This is a genomic window from Vibrio sp. Sgm 5 (assembly GCF_026241575.1).
GTDB classification, from domain to species: Bacteria; Pseudomonadota; Gammaproteobacteria; order Enterobacterales; family Vibrionaceae; genus Vibrio; species Vibrio jasicida.
The window spans coordinates 1-16,374 of sequence record NZ_JAPHPY010000034.1; the positions used below are offsets into that span (position 1 = coordinate 1).

A 16,374-nucleotide genomic window follows, 5' to 3' on the forward strand; every position below is an offset into this window, starting at 1 on the left:
ATATGGTTCACCTCGTTCTGAGAGCCTACTCTAAGCGTAGGGCTTGAGAGTGAGGCGGACCATATAATTAGCCCCGCATAAGCGAGGCTTTTTCTAAAGAGTGGCGCGTCCTGGAGGATTCGAACCTCCGACCGCCTGGTTCGTAGCCAGGTACTCTATCCAGCTGAGCTAAGGACGCACGGTTTTTGATATCAGTATTCCCAATATCAGGAGTTCATTAAGAAACCCTAAAGAGTGGCGCGTCCTGGAGGATTCGAACCTCCGACCGCCTGGTTCGTAGCCAGGTACTCTATCCAGCTGAGCTAAGGACGCGCAATTCTTCTTGCTAGGAAGGTGTGAAGTACATCACATTTCATTTCTTACGAAACAAAAAAAAGGCCAACGGGCCAGTCAATGAATGGCGGTGAAGGAGGGATTCGAACCCTCGATACGGGATAAACCGTATACTCCCTTAGCAGGGGAGCGCCTTCAGCCTCTCGGCCACCTCACCGTCTTGCGGAGGCACATATTACGTTTTACCGAAAATATGTCAAACACTTTCTTTGAAAAAAAACGCAAAAATCGCTTAACCGATGCGGATTTAATCAAAGTGATTATTAAACAAACTTTATCACTCTATTATGATGAAAAAAAGAGAATCTTCTCTTAAAAAATGACATTTATCTAAAACTAAAAAGGCCAGCCCAATGGCTAGCCTTTTTCATTCAAACTAAGCTCTATAAACAGGAGCAGCTTAGTAGTTACCAGAAGCAACGTTACCATTGCCTTTTTCAGCTTGAATGCGCATGTAGATTTCTTCACGGTGAACTGAAACCTCTTTCGGAGCGTTAACGCCGATACGTACTTGGTTACCTTTTACACCTAGTACAGTTACAGTCACTTCATCACCAATCATCAGTGTTTCGCCTACGCGGCGAGTCAAAATTAGCATTCTTTGCTCCTTGAGTAATCTCTAAATTTTCTTGCTACAAAGCTATTATCCAACAAAAGTTATATTTTCGTAAACTACCTTGTTACGGAAAATTAGCCTAAAAAGGCATGTTTTTGCTGAATGCTTAATGCTTCACTCGATCTAATGTAAGCATCATGGAGAATATTTGCTGCTGTATCCACACACTCTGGTGGTAAGACTAGCATCATAGTGAGTGCATTCGTTGAGCAGAAATTAATTGCAATATCTTGCTGTGCCAACAAATCGCATGCGTGCTCAACCATTCCATTGGCTTCAAGCCCCACTGCGGTCAACAGGCTTACTACTTCACTATTACGGATTTTATCGCTGAACACCAGATCCAACTTGGCACATGCATCTTGTTTTATCATGATACCTGTTCGTTCTGTTTCCTCGATCACATTCCAAATGTCGATGCCTAACATCTGACATTGCTTTGCGACACTAGACAGGTGGTCACTGTCGACTTCAATTATGGCAAGGTCACGTTGAATCGCTATACCGGAAACGGCTTGCTTACCCGCCTCCCCTTTCACCAAACTGCCTTCATTAATATCGAAGGTCGAAAGCACACGTAGTGGCACATTATTCTTCCATGCGTATTGCACAGAAGGTAGATGCAGTACCTTCGCTCCTCGGCTCGCCATCGCTTCCATAGAAGGAAAATCGATAACGTCCAATTTCTGAGCGTTTTTCACTACACGAGGGTCACAAGTATATATACCATCAACGTCGGTAAAGATTTGGCACTCATCAGCACTTAACGCGCCTGAAAGTGTCACTGCGCTCGTATCAGAGCCACCTCGACCTAATGTGGTGATATCCCCATTTTCATTCACACCTTGGAAACCTGCCACGATAACGATTTGATCTTGCTTAAGTAAGTCAAAGATCGTAGAAGTGTCAATGTGCTTAATCGTCGCGTCATTGTGTTGATTGTCCGTCACAATGTTCGCTTGTGCTCCGGTAAGTGAGCGAGCAGCATAACCCAATTTATTAAGGGTCATTGCCAGTAGTGCCATCGACACTTGCTCACCAGCAGAGAGCAAAACATCAAGTTCTCGAGCTGTTGGAACGCTATCTATTTGGTTAGCTAGATCCATCAATCGATTTGTTTCGCCTGACATTGCAGACACAACAACGACAACTTGATTACCATCATCTTTCGCCTTAATGATGTGTTCAGCGACTTGGTGGATTCTCTCAATTGAACCCACAGAAGTTCCGCCAAACTTTTGCACGATAAGGGGCTTTTTCACCAGTCTTCACCTTCCCAAGACCAAAGTCTCATTAGGACCACTTCATATTCTATTGATTGCAAAATTATATAAGCGGTAGCTACAACAAAAACCAAGTGACGTAAATGACCTGGTTAAAATACGGTCAATTAAACCACTTGGTTACTATAAAAAAATTACGCTCAATCAAATAACTTTGATTGAGCGTAAAGGATGTTAAAAGCTTATAAGCGCTCTTCTAGCCATGGCTGTACTGATTGAATCGCTTCTGGTAGTGCAGAGGCATCTGTACCACCAGCTTGCGCCATATCAGGACGACCACCGCCTTTACCGCCAACTTGCTCAGCAACCATCTTAACTAGGTCACCAGCTTTCACTTTACCGATAAGGTCTTTGGTTACGCCTGCAATCAGACCGATCTTGTCATCGTTCACGTTAGCAAGAAGGATTACACCGCTACCTACTTGGTTTTTGATGTCATCAACCATAGTACGTAGGTTCTTGTTATCTGCGCCTTCTAGAGCAGCAATCAGTACTTTAGTACCGTTGATATCCTGAACTTTACCCATGATGTTTGCGCTTTCTGCCGCAGCCATCTTGTCTTTCAGTTTCTGGATTTCTTTCTCTAGAGATTTTGCTTTCTGCGCTGATTCAGCCAGTTTCTCTTCGTACTTAGCCGCTTGAGCTTCGATTGCGTCTAGCGCACCTTCACCCGTTACCGCTTCGATACGACGAATACCTGCTGCGATACCACCTTCAGATGTGATCTTGAATAGACCGATGTCACCTGTGTTTGAAGCGTGGATACCACCACAAAGTTCAGTAGAGAAGTCGCCCATAGACAGTACGCGTACTTCATCGTCATACTTCTCGCCGAACAACGCCATTGCGCCTTTCTTCTTAGCAGACTCAATGTCCATCACGTTGGTTTCAACCTTGTGGTTACGGCGAATTTGCGCGTTCACTAGACGCTCAACTTCTTTTAGCTCAGCTGCCGTTACCGCTTCTAAGTGTGAGAAGTCGAAACGTAGGCTATCTGGTTTCACTAGTGAACCTTTCTGCGTTACGTGCTCACCAAGAAGTTGGCGTAGCGCAGCATGCAGCAAGTGCGTCGCTGAGTGGTTTAGAGAGATAGCGGCACGACGCTCGGCGTCAACGATAGTGGCAACTTCATCACCTTTTGCTAGAACGCCTTCAGCCATTACACCGTGGTGTGCGATTGCGTTACCTAGTTTTTGAGTGTCTTCAACACGGAATACACCAGACTCAGTGCGGATTTCACCAGCGTCACCACATTGACCGCCTGACTCAGCGTAGAATGGTGTTTCACCAAGCACGATGATTGCTTTGTCGCCTGCAGATAGAGATTCTACTTCGTTGCCTTCAACGAACATCGCTGCTACTGAGCTAGAGCCTTTAGTGCCTGTGTAACCACAGAATTCTGTTTGCGTATCAACTTTGATTGCTGCGTTGTAGTCAGTACCGAAGTTACCAGCTTCACGCGCACGTTGACGCTGCTCTTCCATCGCTTTCTCGAAACCTTCTTCGTCGATTGCGAACTCACGCTCACGTGCAACGTCGTTAGTTAAGTCAGCTGGGAAGCCGTAAGTATCGTAAAGTTTAAATACGGTTTCGCCGTCTAGAACTTTACCGTCTAGGTTATCTAACGCTTCGTTTAGAATCGCCATACCGCGCTCAAGTGTACGACCGAAGTTTTCTTCTTCGATACGCAGTACTTTTTCAACCACAGCTTGTTGACGCTTCAGCTCTTCACCAGCCGTACCCATGATTTCCGCTAGTACACCAACCAGTTTGTGGAAGAATGCACCTTGTGCGCCCAGCTTGTTACCGTGACGAACTGCACGACGGATGATACGACGTAGAACGTAACCACGACCTTCGTTTGAAGGCATAACGCCATCAACGATCAGGAATGAACATGAACGGATGTGGTCAGCGATAACGCGTAGCGATTGGTTTGATAGGTCTTCGTAACCAATCACTTCAGCAGCAGCTTTGATAAGAGCTTGGAATACATCGATTTCGTAGTTTGAGTGAACGCCTTGCATAATTGCAGAGATACGCTCGATACCCATACCAGTATCTACCGATGGCTTTGGTAGCGGTTCCATCGTGCCGTCTGCGTGACGGTTGAACTGCATGAATACGTTGTTCCAGATCTCGATGAAACGGTCACCATCTTCTTCAGGTGTGCCAGGACGGCCACCCCAGATGTGCTCACCGTGATCGTAGAAGATTTCAGTACATGGACCACAAGGACCTGTGTCACCCATTTGCCAGAAGTTATCTGACTCGTATGGTTTACCACCTTTCTTGTCGCCGATGCGAATAATGCGGTCTGCTGGAACACCTACTTTTTGGTTCCAGATATCGAATGCTTCGTCGTCTGTCTCGTAAACGGTTACCAGTAGACGGTCTGCTGGCAGCTTAAGGGTTACTGTTAGGAATTCCCAAGCGAACGCAATAGCGTCTTCTTTGAAGTAATCGCCAAAGCTGAAGTTACCTAGCATTTCAAAGAATGTGTGGTGACGAGCAGTGAAGCCAACGTTTTCCAGGTCGTTGTGTTTACCACCAGCACGTACACAACGTTGAGCCGTAGTCGCTCGAGTGTAGGCTCGTTTTTCTAAGCCTAAGAAACAATCTTTAAATTGGTTCATACCCGCGTTTGTGAACAGCAGGGTTGGGTCGTTATGTGGAACTAACGATGAACTTTCTACGATTTGGTGTCCTTTGCTCTCAAAGAACTTGAGGAACGCGTTACGAACCTCATCAGTGCTCATGTACATGCAGCTCTTCCTGAAAATAGTCGAGTTAGAATTTTGCCGTATTGTAGATCATGCAATCAGCTACGACTAGTTTTCTTGCGGAAAAGAGGCATTAGAGGAAAAAATTTGAAACAAAACAAAAAACAGTGTGAGCTACTGACCGCTAATCTTCGTAATCAAAACTCAGCGCATAGCTGATTTGGTCAAAACTATAGCCACGATATTGCATAAATCGCACCTGTTTAGCGTATTCTTTCTGGTCTTTGGCTTTCATTCCTTTGAATTTCTTCTCAGCCGCCGCTCTTGCCAGTTCAAACCAGTCTTGTGGTTCCTCTTCCATCGCTGTTTCAATGATAGATTCAGCCACGCGTTTTTGATTCAACTCTTGTCGAATTCTCCTTTCACCATGCCCTTTATAAACGTGTTGACGAATCTGACTTTTGGCATAACGCAGGTCATCTAAGTAATTGTGGTCGAGGCAAAAGTTGATGGCCACTTCGATATCTGCCTCTTCATAACCTTTTAGAGCTAGCTTTTGATAGAGCTCGTATTGTCCATGATCACGACGGCTTAGTAGCTGAATCGCCGCTTCTTTGCTCGACAACGTCGGAGCTTGACGCTTTTGGTACATGATGATCCTAAAACTATCGTAGTAAATAACTGCCCACTCTAGCTTGTTGCTGTGCCAGTTCTGCTCACCTACTTACTGGGATTGATATTAATCTGCCCTTTATTTTTAACGGTTTTGATTGCAGCAGATACAACAAAGCCCCGCATCGCAGGGCTTTGTTAGATATTAATTGAAGAAAAGATTAAAACTCTTCTTCTTGCTCTGATTTTTCACCGGCTTCTGGCGCTTCAGGTAAAGCAGGAGAAAGTAGCATTTCACGTAGCTTAGCATCGATAGTCTTTGCCACTTCGGTGTGCTCACGTAGGTAGTTACAAGCGTTCGCTTTACCTTGACCGATCTTATCGCCTTGGTAGCTGTACCATGCACCCGCTTTTTCTACTAGCTTGTGCTTAACGCCTAGGTCGACTAATTCACCTTCACGATTGAAGCCTTGGCCATACATGATTTGCGTATTCGCTTCTTTAAACGGTGCAGCAATCTTGTTTTTAACCACTTTAATGCGCGTTTCGTTACCCACAACTTCATCGCCTTCTTTGATTGCGCCAGTACGGCGGATATCTAGACGAACAGAAGCGTAGAATTTAAGAGCGTTACCACCAGTAGTGGTTTCAGGGTTACCGAACATCACACCAATCTTCATACGAATTTGGTTGATGAAGATACACATACAGTTAGACTGCTTTAGGTTACCTGTAAGCTTACGCATTGCTTGAGAAAGCATACGAGCTTGAAGACCCATGTGGCTGTCGCCCATTTCGCCTTCAATTTCAGCCTTTGGAGTAAGTGCCGCAACAGAGTCGACAACCATGACGTCGATAGCACCAGAACGTGCAAGTGCGTCACAAATCTCAAGAGCTTGCTCACCCGTATCAGGCTGAGAAACAAGTAGAGCATCGATATCAACACCTAGTTTCTTCGCGTATACAGGATCTAGCGCGTGCTCCGCATCGATAAATGCACAAGTTTTACCTTCACGTTGCGCTGCTGCAATAAGCTCTAGAGTTAGCGTTGTTTTACCTGAAGATTCTGGACCGTAAACTTCTACGATACGACCCATTGGCAGACCACCAGCACCCAAAGCGATATCAAGAGAAAGAGAACCCGTTGAGATGGTTTCTACGTCCATTGCGCGGTTATCACCAAGGCGCATGATAGAGCCTTTACCGAATTGCTTTTCAATTTGACCTAGCGCAGCGGCGAGCGCTTTCTGTTTGTTCTCGTCCATTACTTTCTCCGATTTATTCATCTTCTTTGGGCGATGAATCATAATTCATTTTTCTTGAGCAGAAGAACTGCTCATCAATGAAAGTCATTATACTGTTGATTCATACAGTGTCTATACCTGTATGAAAAAAATTTGGCAGACCTAAACCTACTATTTGCTCCAGCCCTTATCAAAACTGGGCTACGACAATTAAAGAAATTCTAGATCAAATACTGATGCAGTTGAGTCAGTGCATGCTCAATCGCTTTTTTGCGAACTTGCGCACGATCACCAGTAAAATGCATGGTTTCCACTTGCTGCCAATTCTGATTATCTGCAAAGGCAAAACAAACCGTCCCAACAGGCTTTTCTTCGCTTCCACCGCTAGGGCCAGCTATGCCACTTATCGAGACTCCAATAGTTGCATTTGAATGATTTAGGGCGCCCAGCACCATTTCAATCACGACTGGCTCACTCACAGCACCGTGCGCTTCTAATGTTGAAGCTTGTACACCAAGCATTTCCATTTTAGCTTCATTGCTGTAGGTCACAAATGCGCGGTCTAGCCAAGCAGAGCTACCTGCAATATCAGTGATTGCTGTTGCAACCCCACCTCCAGTGCAAGATTCTGCCGTCGTTAAAATATGCCCATGCTTAGCCAATAATGCCCCTAAATCGGCACTCAATTTTGTTGCTCTTTCCATAGCCAAAAATGCCCTTTGTCTCTTTTTACTTGATAGGGATTCACGTATCCTAAGCCGCTACGGAAATAAACAAAAGTACTTACCTGTGAAAGCTGAACAAAAACACACTCCGATGATGCAGCAATACCTCAAGCTAAAGGCTGAGAATCCTGAAATCTTGCTGTTTTACCGCATGGGCGACTTCTACGAACTCTTCTACGACGATGCAAAACGCGCATCTCAATTGCTTGATATTTCGTTGACTAAACGCGGTGCGTCGGCAGGTGAACCTATCCCAATGGCTGGCGTTCCATTCCACGCCGTTGAAGGTTATCTAGCCAAACTTGTTCAGCTTGGTGAGTCTGTGGCGATTTGTGAACAGATTGGCGATCCTGCAACAAGCAAAGGTCCGGTTGAACGTAAAGTAGTACGCATCGTCACGCCAGGTACTGTGACCGACGAAGCTCTGCTATCTGAGCGTATCGATAACCTGATTGCAGCAATCTATCAGCACAATGGTAAATTTGGTTACGCGACATTGGATGTAACTTCTGGACGCTTCCAATTGGTTGAGCCTAAAACCGAAGAAGCGATGGCAGCAGAACTTCAACGTACGGCCCCACGAGAGCTACTTTTCCCTGAAGATTTTGAGGCCGTTCACCTCATGTCTAACCGTAATGGTAACCGCCGCCGCCCTGTTTGGGAGTTTGAGCTCGATACTGCGAAGCAACAGCTTAACCAACAATTTGGCACTCGTGACTTAGTCGGCTTTGGTGTTGAACACGCATCACTTGGCTTGTGTGCCGCTGGCTGTTTGATTCAATATGTAAAGGACACTCAACGTACTGCCCTGCCACACATTCGTTCACTCACCTACGACAGACAAGATCACTCTGTGATTCTTGACGCAGCGACTCGTCGCAACCTTGAGCTAACACAAAACCTATCAGGTGGCACTGATAACACGCTTGCGGAAGTCTTAGATCATTGTGCAACCGCAATGGGCAGTCGTATGCTCAAGCGCTGGTTACACCAACCAATGCGCTGTATTGATACCTTACACAATCGCTTAGATGCGATCAGCGAAATCAAAGATCAAAGCTTGTTCACCGACATTCAACCAATTTTCAAACAGATTGGTGATATTGAGCGTATTTTGGCTCGCTTAGCACTTCGTTCTGCTCGTCCTCGCGATATGGCTCGACTGCGTTACGCAATGCAACAACTCCCAGAATTGGAAAGTGTAACGTCTTCTCTGGCGCATCCTTACCTAATTAAATTGGCTCAATTTGCCGCGCCAATTGATGATGTCTGTGATCTGCTAGAACGTGCAATCAAAGAAAATCCACCAGTGGTTATTCGCGAGGGTGGTGTGATTGCAGAGGGCTACAACGCTGAGCTTGATGAATGGCGTAAACTCGCAGATGGCGCAACCGAGTATCTAGAAAAGCTCGAAGCAGACGAACGTGAGCGCCACGGTATTGATACACTAAAAGTAGGCTACAACGCCGTACACGGTTTCTTTATTCAGGTTAGTCGTGGCCAAAGCCACTTGGTTCCACCACATTATGTGCGTCGACAAACGCTGAAAAATGCAGAACGCTACATCATTCCAGAGTTGAAAGAGCATGAGGACAAGGTTCTAAACTCTAAGTCAAAAGCGTTAGCAGTAGAGAAGAAACTGTGGGAAGAGCTGTTTGATTTATTGATGCCAAACCTTGAGAAAATGCAAAACCTTGCGTCAGCGATTTCTCAGTTGGACGTTTTACAAAACCTTGCCGAACGTGCAGACACGTTAGATTACTGTCGCCCGACTCTCGATAAAGAAGCCGGTATCAGTATTCAAGCAGGCCGCCACCCTGTTGTGGAACAAGTAACCAGGGAACCATTTATTGCTAACCCAATAGAGTTAAGCTCAGACCGTAAGATGCTTATCATCACTGGTCCAAACATGGGTGGTAAATCGACCTACATGCGCCAAACTGCGTTGATTGCTTTGATGGCTCACATTGGTTCATACGTACCAGCCGAATCAGCTCATATCGGATCTTTGGATCGTATATTTACTCGTATTGGCGCATCCGATGACCTTGCTTCCGGGCGCTCTACCTTCATGGTAGAAATGACCGAAACAGCAAATATTCTTCATAACGCGACTCAAAACAGCTTGGTGTTAATGGATGAGATCGGCCGCGGTACCAGTACTTATGATGGTCTTTCTTTAGCATGGGCAAGTGCAGAATGGCTAGCCACACAAATAGGCGCAATGACCCTGTTTGCAACGCACTATTTTGAGTTGACTGAACTGCCAAACCAACTGCCAAATCTTGCCAACGTCCACCTAGATGCAGTAGAGCACGGTGACAGCATTGCCTTTATGCACGCAGTCCAAGAAGGTGCAGCAAGCAAGTCTTACGGCCTTGCCGTTGCTGGGTTGGCTGGGGTTCCAAAACCCGTAATCAAGAATGCGCGCAACAAACTGTCTCAACTTGAGCAATTAGGTCAAGGTAATGACTCTCCACGACCAAGTGCTGTCGATGTAGCAAACCAACTAAGCTTGATCCCAGAGCCAAGCGATGTAGAGCAAGCACTGTCGAATATTGATCCTGACGATCTAACGCCACGTCAGGCATTGGAAGAGCTTTACCGCTTGAGGAAGATGCTCTAATCTGGCGCATCTTCAATAAAACGCAAAAAGGCTATGGTTTCCCATAGCCTTTTGTTTATTCTAAATTCACCTTTAAAGCAGGGCTGTCCTAGTCGACTTCCACGTTGAACAGGTTTTCCATGTTCAAACCTTGCTTAATCAAGATTTCGCGCAATCGACGTAAACCTTCAACTTGAATCTGACGTACACGTTCACGTGTTAGACCAATCTCACGTCCCACTTCCTCAAGCGTTGATGGCTCGTAGCCAAGTAAACCAAAACGACGAGCAAGCACTTCTTTCTGTTTTGGATTTAGCTCTTCTAGCCAGTCAATCAACGAGGATTTGATGTCATCGTCTTGAGTGGATACTTCGGGATCCGAATTGTTTGCATCAGGAATAATATCCAGTAGCGCTTTCTCGCCATCACCACCGATAGGTGTATCGACAGAGCTGATACGCTCGTTAAGGCGAAGCATTTTACTTACGTCTTCAACTGGAATATCTAGCTGAGCTGCAATTTCTTCTGCCGTTGGTTCATGGTCGAGCTTCTGAGAAAGTTCACGTGCGGTACGCAGATAAATATTTAGCTCTTTAACCACATGAATTGGCAAACGAATGGTGCGAGTTTGGTTCATCAACGCACGCTCAATCGTTTGGCGAATCCACCACGTTGCGTAGGTTGAAAAACGGAAACCTCGTTCAGGATCAAACTTCTCAACCGCACGGATCAAGCCCAGATTGCCTTCTTCGATAAGATCAAGAAGTGCTAAACCGCGATTGCTGTAACGACGAGAGATCTTCACGACAAGACGTAAATTACTTTCGATCATTCGCTTACGGGCAGCTTCATCGCCACGTAATGCTCTACGAGCGTAAAGTACTTCTTCTTCTGCTGTGAGTAGTGGTGAAAAGCCAATTTCGCCTAAGTACAGTTGTGTCGCATCTAGACTTTTATTGCTCGCATCAAACTCTTCGCGAGCTGTTGCTTTGGTTTTTTTAGATGTTTTTTCAAGTTCAGGACTTCCGCTTCCTGTCGTTGCGTTGTCATATTCGAACTCTTCAACTTTGGTGACTGTGTTGCTGATACTCATAACGCCTCCCCCTGGCGAGTTAGCAAACATAACAACTCAATATGTCGCTAAATGATGTCGCAAGTTGTTATTCAAAGTTTTAAGGTAAATATCGTTTTGGATTTACGGATTTACCTTGATAGCGAATTTCAAAGTGGAGCTTGACTGATTTAGAACCAGAACTACCCATGGTAGCGATTTTTTGTCCGCTCTTGACACTTTGTCCTTCTGATACCAGCAATCTGTCATTGTGTGCGTATGCGCTTAAATAATTGTCGTTATGCTTCACTATAATTAGGTTGCCATAACCTCGTAGCGCATTACCTGAGTACACAACAGTGCCGGCCGCGGTTGAAAAGATAGGCTGACCACGCTGTCCTGCGATGTCTATGCCTTTATTTCCTTGTTCTCCCGCTGAGAAGTTCTTGATTACTCTCCCTTTTGTTGGCCACAACCACTTTGATACTTTATCGTTTTTCGCCGCAGTTACTGGTGGTTTCGGTTTAACATTCTGATTACCTTTTGACCCAACATACTCCTTTGGTTTGGATTGTTCAACCTTCTTTGGCGGCTGTTTTTGTGCAACTTTAGGCGTAGTGGTCGCCGGCTTTTGAGTAGAGCTTTTACTTGAATTTGACGGCTTTGACGCTGTTGATGTTTTAGTCACTGGCGCTGGTTTTGTCGCAACCACTGGAGGAACAACGGGTTCCACTTTATGACCATATTTTGGAGCAACATATTTCGGTGCCCAAAGTTTTAATCGTTGACCAGGGAAAATCGTATAGGGTGCGTTAAGTTCATTGTAACGAACAAGATCATTTACATTCTTATCTGTGACATAAGCTATGAAATAAAGTGTATCTCCTTTCTTTACTTCATAATAACTGCCTCTATAACTGCCTCGTTCAACACTAGAATAGTCTTTATTTAAGCTAGAAACAGGCGCAGGCGAATGAGCCGCGCAACCGACAAGTCCCGCAGCTATCAAGCAGCTAATACCAAAACGACGTAAGAACCTATTCACCTGATCTTTAACCCTTAAGCTAAATCGCCTGCAACTAATGGCACAAATCTTACCATTTCTACCACGGTAGAAAGGAATTGTTCACCCTTGCGTTCAATTTTCAACAATTGTTGCTCATCCGCACCAACAGGTATGATCATCTTACCGCCCTCTTTCAGCTGAGATAAAAGTGCTTGGGGAACACTTTCCGCAGCCGCAGTGACAATAATCGCATCGAACGGACCTTTCGCTTCCCATCCGAGCCAGCCGTCACCATGTTTGGTAGAGACATTATAAATATCCAGTTGTTTCAAGCGACGCTTAGCGTCCCATTGCAAAGACTTGATGCGTTCAACGGAATAAACATGATCAACAATTTGAGCAAGTACAGCCGTTTGATAACCTGATCCTGTTCCTATCTCAAGCACATTGCTGCTTTGTTTGAGATCGAGCAATTCTGTCATTTTCGCAACAATGTAAGGCTGAGAAATAGTTTGCCCCTGACCAATCGGTAACGCATTGTTATCGTACGCTTGGTGCATCATTGCCTGTGAGACAAAACTCTCACGCGGCAAACAGTACACGGCATCCAATACGCGTTGATCACTGATGCCACTGGAGATAAGAAACGCTATCAACCTGTCAGCATGTGGGTTACTCATTACTTCTCTTCCTTTAACCAGCTGTCCATCGCACGCAAAGACTCATGAGCAGTGAGGTCAACTTGCAGTGGGGTGATTGAAACTCGACCATGCTCAATCGCATAAAAATCGGTGCCCTCTCCAGCATCTTGCTCTTTACCCGGAGGACCTAACCAATATATATCATGCCCACGTGGGTCCTGTTGCTTGATCATATTCTCGGCATGATGACGGGCGCCTAAACGTGTCACTTCAATCTCACCTAATTGTTCTAGTGGTAAATCAGGAACATTGACGTTCAGTAAGCGGTTAGTCGGGATCGGCCTAACCAAATGCTGCTCAACTAGCTGACGGGCAATTTTTGCCGCAGCTGCAAAGTTCTGTTTACCCACCAACGAAAAAGCAACAGATTGAACGCCAAGAAAGTGTCCTTCCATCGCAGCGGCAACCGTACCTGAATATAAGACATCATCGCCAAGGTTCGCGCCATGATTGATCCCAGTGAGAACTAAGTCTGGTAAATCGCCTTTCATCAATTCATTCAATGCAAAGTGAACACAATCTGCCGGGGTGCCTTGCACAGAGAAGGTGTTGGGTGCGATTTCATTTACTCTCAGAGGCTGCTCTAACGTCAGTGAGTTCGAAGCACCAGACCGGTTTCGATCTGGTGCCACAATCGTCACCTCAGCAATACTTTTTAGCTCATCAGCAAGCGCATGAATTCCTTGAGCATGAACGCCGTCGTCATTACTGAGCAGTACTCTTAATGGCTTCGCGTTTGGTGAATCCATTTCCATTAATATTCTCTTTCTACTTTTTCCTCGATAATCAACTCGCGTACGATAGAGGTCGCAAACGAACCGGCATCTAGCGAGAAGGTCAACGTAATATTGTTGCCATCCACCGTCCAAGCTAAGTCTTGAGGTTTAAGTGCAATATCACGACGGTCGTGACGCATACGATTCCCACGAATTAATGCCATTAAATCGGGTTCTTCATCCAAAAAAGGCTGCTCCAAGGCTAATGCATCTGTTTGAGTTGGAAGTGCATTGTCTCCAGCTAGCGCTGCAGTAATAACCACTTCGCCCTGAGCAAATTGTGCCTGTAGATCAGCAATGTTGCTTGCATCAATCAACTGAGTACCAGAAGTTGTCTTCGCCACATCACCGTCGATGAACTTGTCAAACACGCCTTGCTCTAATCGAGCTGAAACGATGCGGTTGAAGATCCACGAACGAGCCGCCGACAAATACATGCTGCGCTTGTTTTGGTTACGAGTACGTACGTTCTCGCGCCCCCATCGACGTGCTTCTTCAAGGTTGTTGCCATCGTTACCAAAACGCTGACTACCAAAGTAGTTCGGCACGCCAACTTGTTTCACTTTTTCAAGGCGTTGCTCAACATCCGCTACATCTGTCACTTCAGACAAAGTAACCACGAACTCGTTCCCTACTAGGTCACCAGGGCGTAGTTTTTTATTGTGACGATCTGTTGCCAGAATTTCGATACTTGGGTATTGCGCCAAAAATGCTGAAAAATCTAGTGTTTCACCTTTCGGTAAATGAACACTTAGCCATTGTTCAGTCACAGCGTGACGGTCTTTAAGACCCGCCCAGCTAACGTCTTTCGACTTAACGCCACAGGCTTTTGCTAGCTCATTAGCAACAAAGCTGGTGTTCTCGCCCGTTTTACGGATACGAACCATTAAATGCTCGCCTTCACCCGTAAAGGCAAAACCTAAGTCTTCGCGAACCTGAAAGTGTTCTGGTTGCGCTTTGATTTTTGCTGATGCTACAGGCTTACCCGTAAGGTAAGCCAATGAAGATAAAATGTCTGACATGATGTTTTTCCACTGCTAACGCAGCATTGAGGAGCAAATTGCTAGGTTATTGCTTAAAGAGAAGTACAACTGCTTCCGTTGCAATGCCTTCTTTGCGTCCAGTAAAACCGAGACGCTCTGTCGTCGTCGCTTTTACGTTTATATTACTGATATCGGTTTCCAAGTCTTCAGCAATCGTGGCACACATTGCGTCAATATGTGGCGCCATTTTAGGCGCTTGTGCCATGATGGTGATGTCAGCGTTTCCTAATCGATAGCCTTGTTCTTTCACCCTGCGATAAACATCTTTAAGCAGTTCGCGGCTATCAGCCCCTTTCCACTTATCATCGGTATCTGGGAAGTGACGGCCAATATCTCCGGCAGCAATAGCACCAAGCAGTGCATCGCTCAATGCATGAAGTGCCACATCACCATCTGAGTGGGCAATCAACCCTTGTTCGTAAGGAACAGCGACACCACCAATAATCACCGGGCCTTCACCACCAAATTTGTGTACATCGAAACCATGACCAATTCGAATCATTTTCTATCCTTTGTTTACTCGCCGTGCTCACGGCTTAGGTAAAACTCGGCTAACGCGAGGTCTTCTGGCTGAGTAATTTTTATGTTATTCGCATTACCTTGAACCAAAGCCGGCGTTTCACCTAACCATTCCAAAGCAGAAGCTTCATCAGTAATGGTTGCACCTTGTTCTAATGCGTCAGTCAGTGCTCGTGTTAATTGTTGAGTTTTAAACATTTGTGGGGTAAGTGCATGCCACAATGCTTCTCTATCTACCGTATGATCGATATCTTGTACCACGTTTGCTCGCTTCATTGTGTCTCTCACTGGAGAGGCAAGGATGCCACCTGTTGGGTGTGCGCTACAAACGTCGATCAAATGGTCAATATCGGATGTGAGAACACATGGTCTTGCTGCGTCGTGAACTAAAACCCACTCGCTCTCAAGATGTGTTCTTACATAGTTTAGCCCTGAAAGCACAGAATCCGCCCTTTCTTTGCCACCAGACACGCAAATCACGTCTGGGTGCTGAGCAATGTTCAATTCAGGGTAATAAGGGTCGCCATCGGTAATTGCGATCACGACTTTAGAGATCCTCGGATGAGAAAGCAGCTTCTCTACTGTGTGCTCTAATACCGCTTTTCCGTCAATTAAGAGATATTGCTTAGGGCGATCAGCCTTCATACGGCTACCAACACCGGCCGCAGGTACAATCGCAACATGAGATGAAAACAACTTTGGCATGTTATTGCTCGTCCTCGTCAATAATACGATAGAAAGTCTCGCCATCTTTGACCAAACCTAACTCATGACGCGCACGTTCTTCAATCGCATCAAGACCTTGTCTCAGGTCATCAATTTCTGCGAACATCTCATTATTACGAGCTTGCAGCTTGCTGTTCACTTGTTGCTGCACTTCAATTTCATCTTCTACTGTGTAGTAGTCAGTTACCCCGTTTTTGCCAAACCATAGGGTATATTGGAGCCAGCCAAACAGTAACGTAAGGGCTAAAACAAAGATTCGCATATCGCTGCTAACATTCTGTACCGGAAGGGATTAGATAAGGTGACATATATAGCATAAATGCGTGGTTGGCTCTAGGGCAGAAAAAGAGACTCACACGCTCCTTACACATTAAGTTAAGTTAGCATCATTAAAAACAAAAGCTAGTCAAC

15 protein-coding genes and 3 tRNA genes are annotated in these 16,374 nt (G+C 45.5%); 1 reads left to right on the top strand and 17 read right to left on the bottom strand.

Annotated features, from left to right (window positions below; translation table 11 throughout):
* Positions 1-101: 101 nt before the first annotated feature.
* The 9 genes from OQJ86_RS17485 to pncC form a co-directional block, all read right to left on the bottom strand.
* Positions 102-178: transfer RNA gene (locus OQJ86_RS17485), tRNA-Arg, on the bottom strand.
* A 57-nt stretch (positions 179-235) separates the two neighbouring features.
* Positions 236-312: transfer RNA gene (locus tag OQJ86_RS17490), tRNA-Arg, on the bottom strand.
* Between the two features lie 86 nt (positions 313-398).
* Positions 399-490, bottom strand: a tRNA-Ser gene (locus tag OQJ86_RS17495).
* A 243-nt stretch (positions 491-733) separates the two neighbouring features.
* Positions 734-931: a carbon storage regulator CsrA gene (gene csrA / locus OQJ86_RS17500; protein ID WP_004415691.1), complete on the bottom strand. Its 198-nt coding sequence runs from the start codon at positions 929-931 to the stop codon at positions 734-736.
* A gap of 92 nt (positions 932-1,023) precedes the next feature.
* Complete coding sequence (locus OQJ86_RS17505) at positions 1,024-2,211, bottom strand: aspartate kinase (RefSeq protein WP_265988731.1); 1,188 nt, start codon at positions 2,209-2,211, stop codon at positions 1,024-1,026.
* Between the two features lie 203 nt (positions 2,212-2,414).
* The gene (alaS, locus tag OQJ86_RS17510) at positions 2,415-4,997 is read right to left on the bottom strand and encodes an alanine--tRNA ligase (RefSeq protein WP_265988733.1); all 2,583 of its coding nucleotides are present in this window, start codon (positions 4,995-4,997) and stop codon (positions 2,415-2,417) included.
* A gap of 142 nt (positions 4,998-5,139) precedes the next feature.
* Positions 5,140-5,607 (bottom strand): recombination regulator RecX, encoded by a 468-nt coding sequence (recX, locus tag OQJ86_RS17515; protein ID WP_265988735.1) that lies wholly within the window; start codon positions 5,605-5,607, stop codon positions 5,140-5,142.
* Positions 5,608-5,788: 181 nt separating this feature from the next.
* Positions 5,789-6,832, bottom strand: coding sequence for a recombinase RecA (recA, locus tag OQJ86_RS17520; RefSeq protein ID WP_038870267.1), 1,044 nt, complete (start codon positions 6,830-6,832; stop codon positions 5,789-5,791).
* Positions 6,833-7,032: 200 nt separating this feature from the next.
* Positions 7,033-7,515 (bottom strand): nicotinamide-nucleotide amidase, encoded by a 483-nt coding sequence (pncC, locus tag OQJ86_RS17525; RefSeq protein ID WP_038870269.1) that lies wholly within the window; start codon positions 7,513-7,515, stop codon positions 7,033-7,035.
* An 85-nt stretch (positions 7,516-7,600) separates the two neighbouring features.
* Here pncC and mutS point away from each other — a divergent pair, with 85 nt between their 5' ends.
* Positions 7,601-10,162 carry a DNA mismatch repair protein MutS gene (gene mutS / locus OQJ86_RS17530; RefSeq protein ID WP_265988738.1) on the top strand — a complete coding sequence of 854 codons (2,562 nt, stop codon included), beginning with the start codon at positions 7,601-7,603 and terminating at the stop codon, positions 10,160-10,162.
* Between the two features lie 88 nt (positions 10,163-10,250).
* Here the strand turns inward: mutS and rpoS are convergent, their stop codons facing one another.
* The 8 genes from rpoS to ftsB form a co-directional block, all read right to left on the bottom strand.
* Complete coding sequence (gene rpoS, locus OQJ86_RS17535; protein ID WP_038870341.1) at positions 10,251-11,234, bottom strand: RNA polymerase sigma factor RpoS; 984 nt, start codon at positions 11,232-11,234, stop codon at positions 10,251-10,253.
* 79 nt (positions 11,235-11,313) lie between these two features.
* Positions 11,314-12,237, bottom strand: coding sequence for a peptidoglycan DD-metalloendopeptidase family protein (locus tag OQJ86_RS17540; RefSeq protein WP_265988741.1), 924 nt, complete (start codon positions 12,235-12,237; stop codon positions 11,314-11,316).
* Positions 12,238-12,251: 14 nt separating this feature from the next.
* Positions 12,252-12,878 carry a protein-L-isoaspartate(D-aspartate) O-methyltransferase gene (locus OQJ86_RS17545; protein WP_265988743.1) on the bottom strand — a complete coding sequence of 209 codons (627 nt, stop codon included), beginning with the start codon at positions 12,876-12,878 and terminating at the stop codon, positions 12,252-12,254.
* A complete protein-coding gene (gene surE, locus OQJ86_RS17550; protein ID WP_265988745.1) occupies positions 12,878-13,654 on the bottom strand; it encodes a 5'/3'-nucleotidase SurE in 777 nt (258 codons plus the stop codon). The genes OQJ86_RS17545 and surE overlap by 1 nt, the downstream gene beginning before the upstream one ends.
* On the bottom strand, positions 13,654-14,697 hold the full coding sequence (gene truD / locus OQJ86_RS17555) for a tRNA pseudouridine(13) synthase TruD (RefSeq protein WP_265988747.1): 1,044 nt from the start codon (positions 14,695-14,697) through the stop codon (positions 13,654-13,656). Before truD ends, surE begins: the two co-directional genes overlap by 1 nt.
* Before the next feature lie 46 nt (positions 14,698-14,743).
* Positions 14,744-15,220, bottom strand: coding sequence for a 2-C-methyl-D-erythritol 2,4-cyclodiphosphate synthase (gene ispF / locus OQJ86_RS17560; protein ID WP_038870279.1), 477 nt, complete (start codon positions 15,218-15,220; stop codon positions 14,744-14,746).
* Between the two features lie 14 nt (positions 15,221-15,234).
* Complete coding sequence (gene ispD / locus OQJ86_RS17565; RefSeq protein WP_265988749.1) at positions 15,235-15,942, bottom strand: 2-C-methyl-D-erythritol 4-phosphate cytidylyltransferase; 708 nt, start codon at positions 15,940-15,942, stop codon at positions 15,235-15,237.
* 1 nt (position 15,943) lies between these two features.
* Entirely contained in the window at positions 15,944-16,225 is a 282-nt protein-coding gene (ftsB, locus tag OQJ86_RS17570) for a cell division protein FtsB (RefSeq protein WP_038870281.1), read from the bottom strand.
* Positions 16,226-16,374 lie beyond the last annotated feature (149 nt).

Coding starts and splice junctions, on each gene's coding strand:
- truD (WP_265988747.1), bottom strand. CDS start 14,697: ATGTCAGACATTTTATCTTCATTGGCTTACCTTACGGGTAAGCCTGTA.
- csrA (WP_004415691.1), bottom strand. CDS start 931: ATGCTAATTTTGACTCGCCGCGTAGGCGAAACACTGATGATTGGTGAT.
- OQJ86_RS17545 (WP_265988743.1), bottom strand. CDS start 12,878: ATGAGTAACCCACATGCTGACAGGTTGATAGCGTTTCTTATCTCCAGT.
- ispD (WP_265988749.1), bottom strand. CDS start 15,942: ATGCCAAAGTTGTTTTCATCTCATGTTGCGATTGTACCTGCGGCCGGT.
- ispF (WP_038870279.1), bottom strand. CDS start 15,220: ATGATTCGAATTGGTCATGGTTTCGATGTACACAAATTTGGTGGTGAA.
- recA (WP_038870267.1), bottom strand. CDS start 6,832: ATGGACGAGAACAAACAGAAAGCGCTCGCCGCTGCGCTAGGTCAAATT.
- surE (WP_265988745.1), bottom strand. CDS start 13,654: ATGGAAATGGATTCACCAAACGCGAAGCCATTAAGAGTACTGCTCAGT.
- recX (WP_265988735.1), bottom strand. CDS start 5,607: ATGTACCAAAAGCGTCAAGCTCCGACGTTGTCGAGCAAAGAAGCGGCG.
- alaS (WP_265988733.1), bottom strand. CDS start 4,997: ATGTACATGAGCACTGATGAGGTTCGTAACGCGTTCCTCAAGTTCTTT.
- ftsB (WP_038870281.1), bottom strand. CDS start 16,225: ATGCGAATCTTTGTTTTAGCCCTTACGTTACTGTTTGGCTGGCTCCAA.
- pncC (WP_038870269.1), bottom strand. CDS start 7,515: ATGGAAAGAGCAACAAAATTGAGTGCCGATTTAGGGGCATTATTGGCT.
- rpoS (WP_038870341.1), bottom strand. CDS start 11,234: ATGAGTATCAGCAACACAGTCACCAAAGTTGAAGAGTTCGAATATGAC.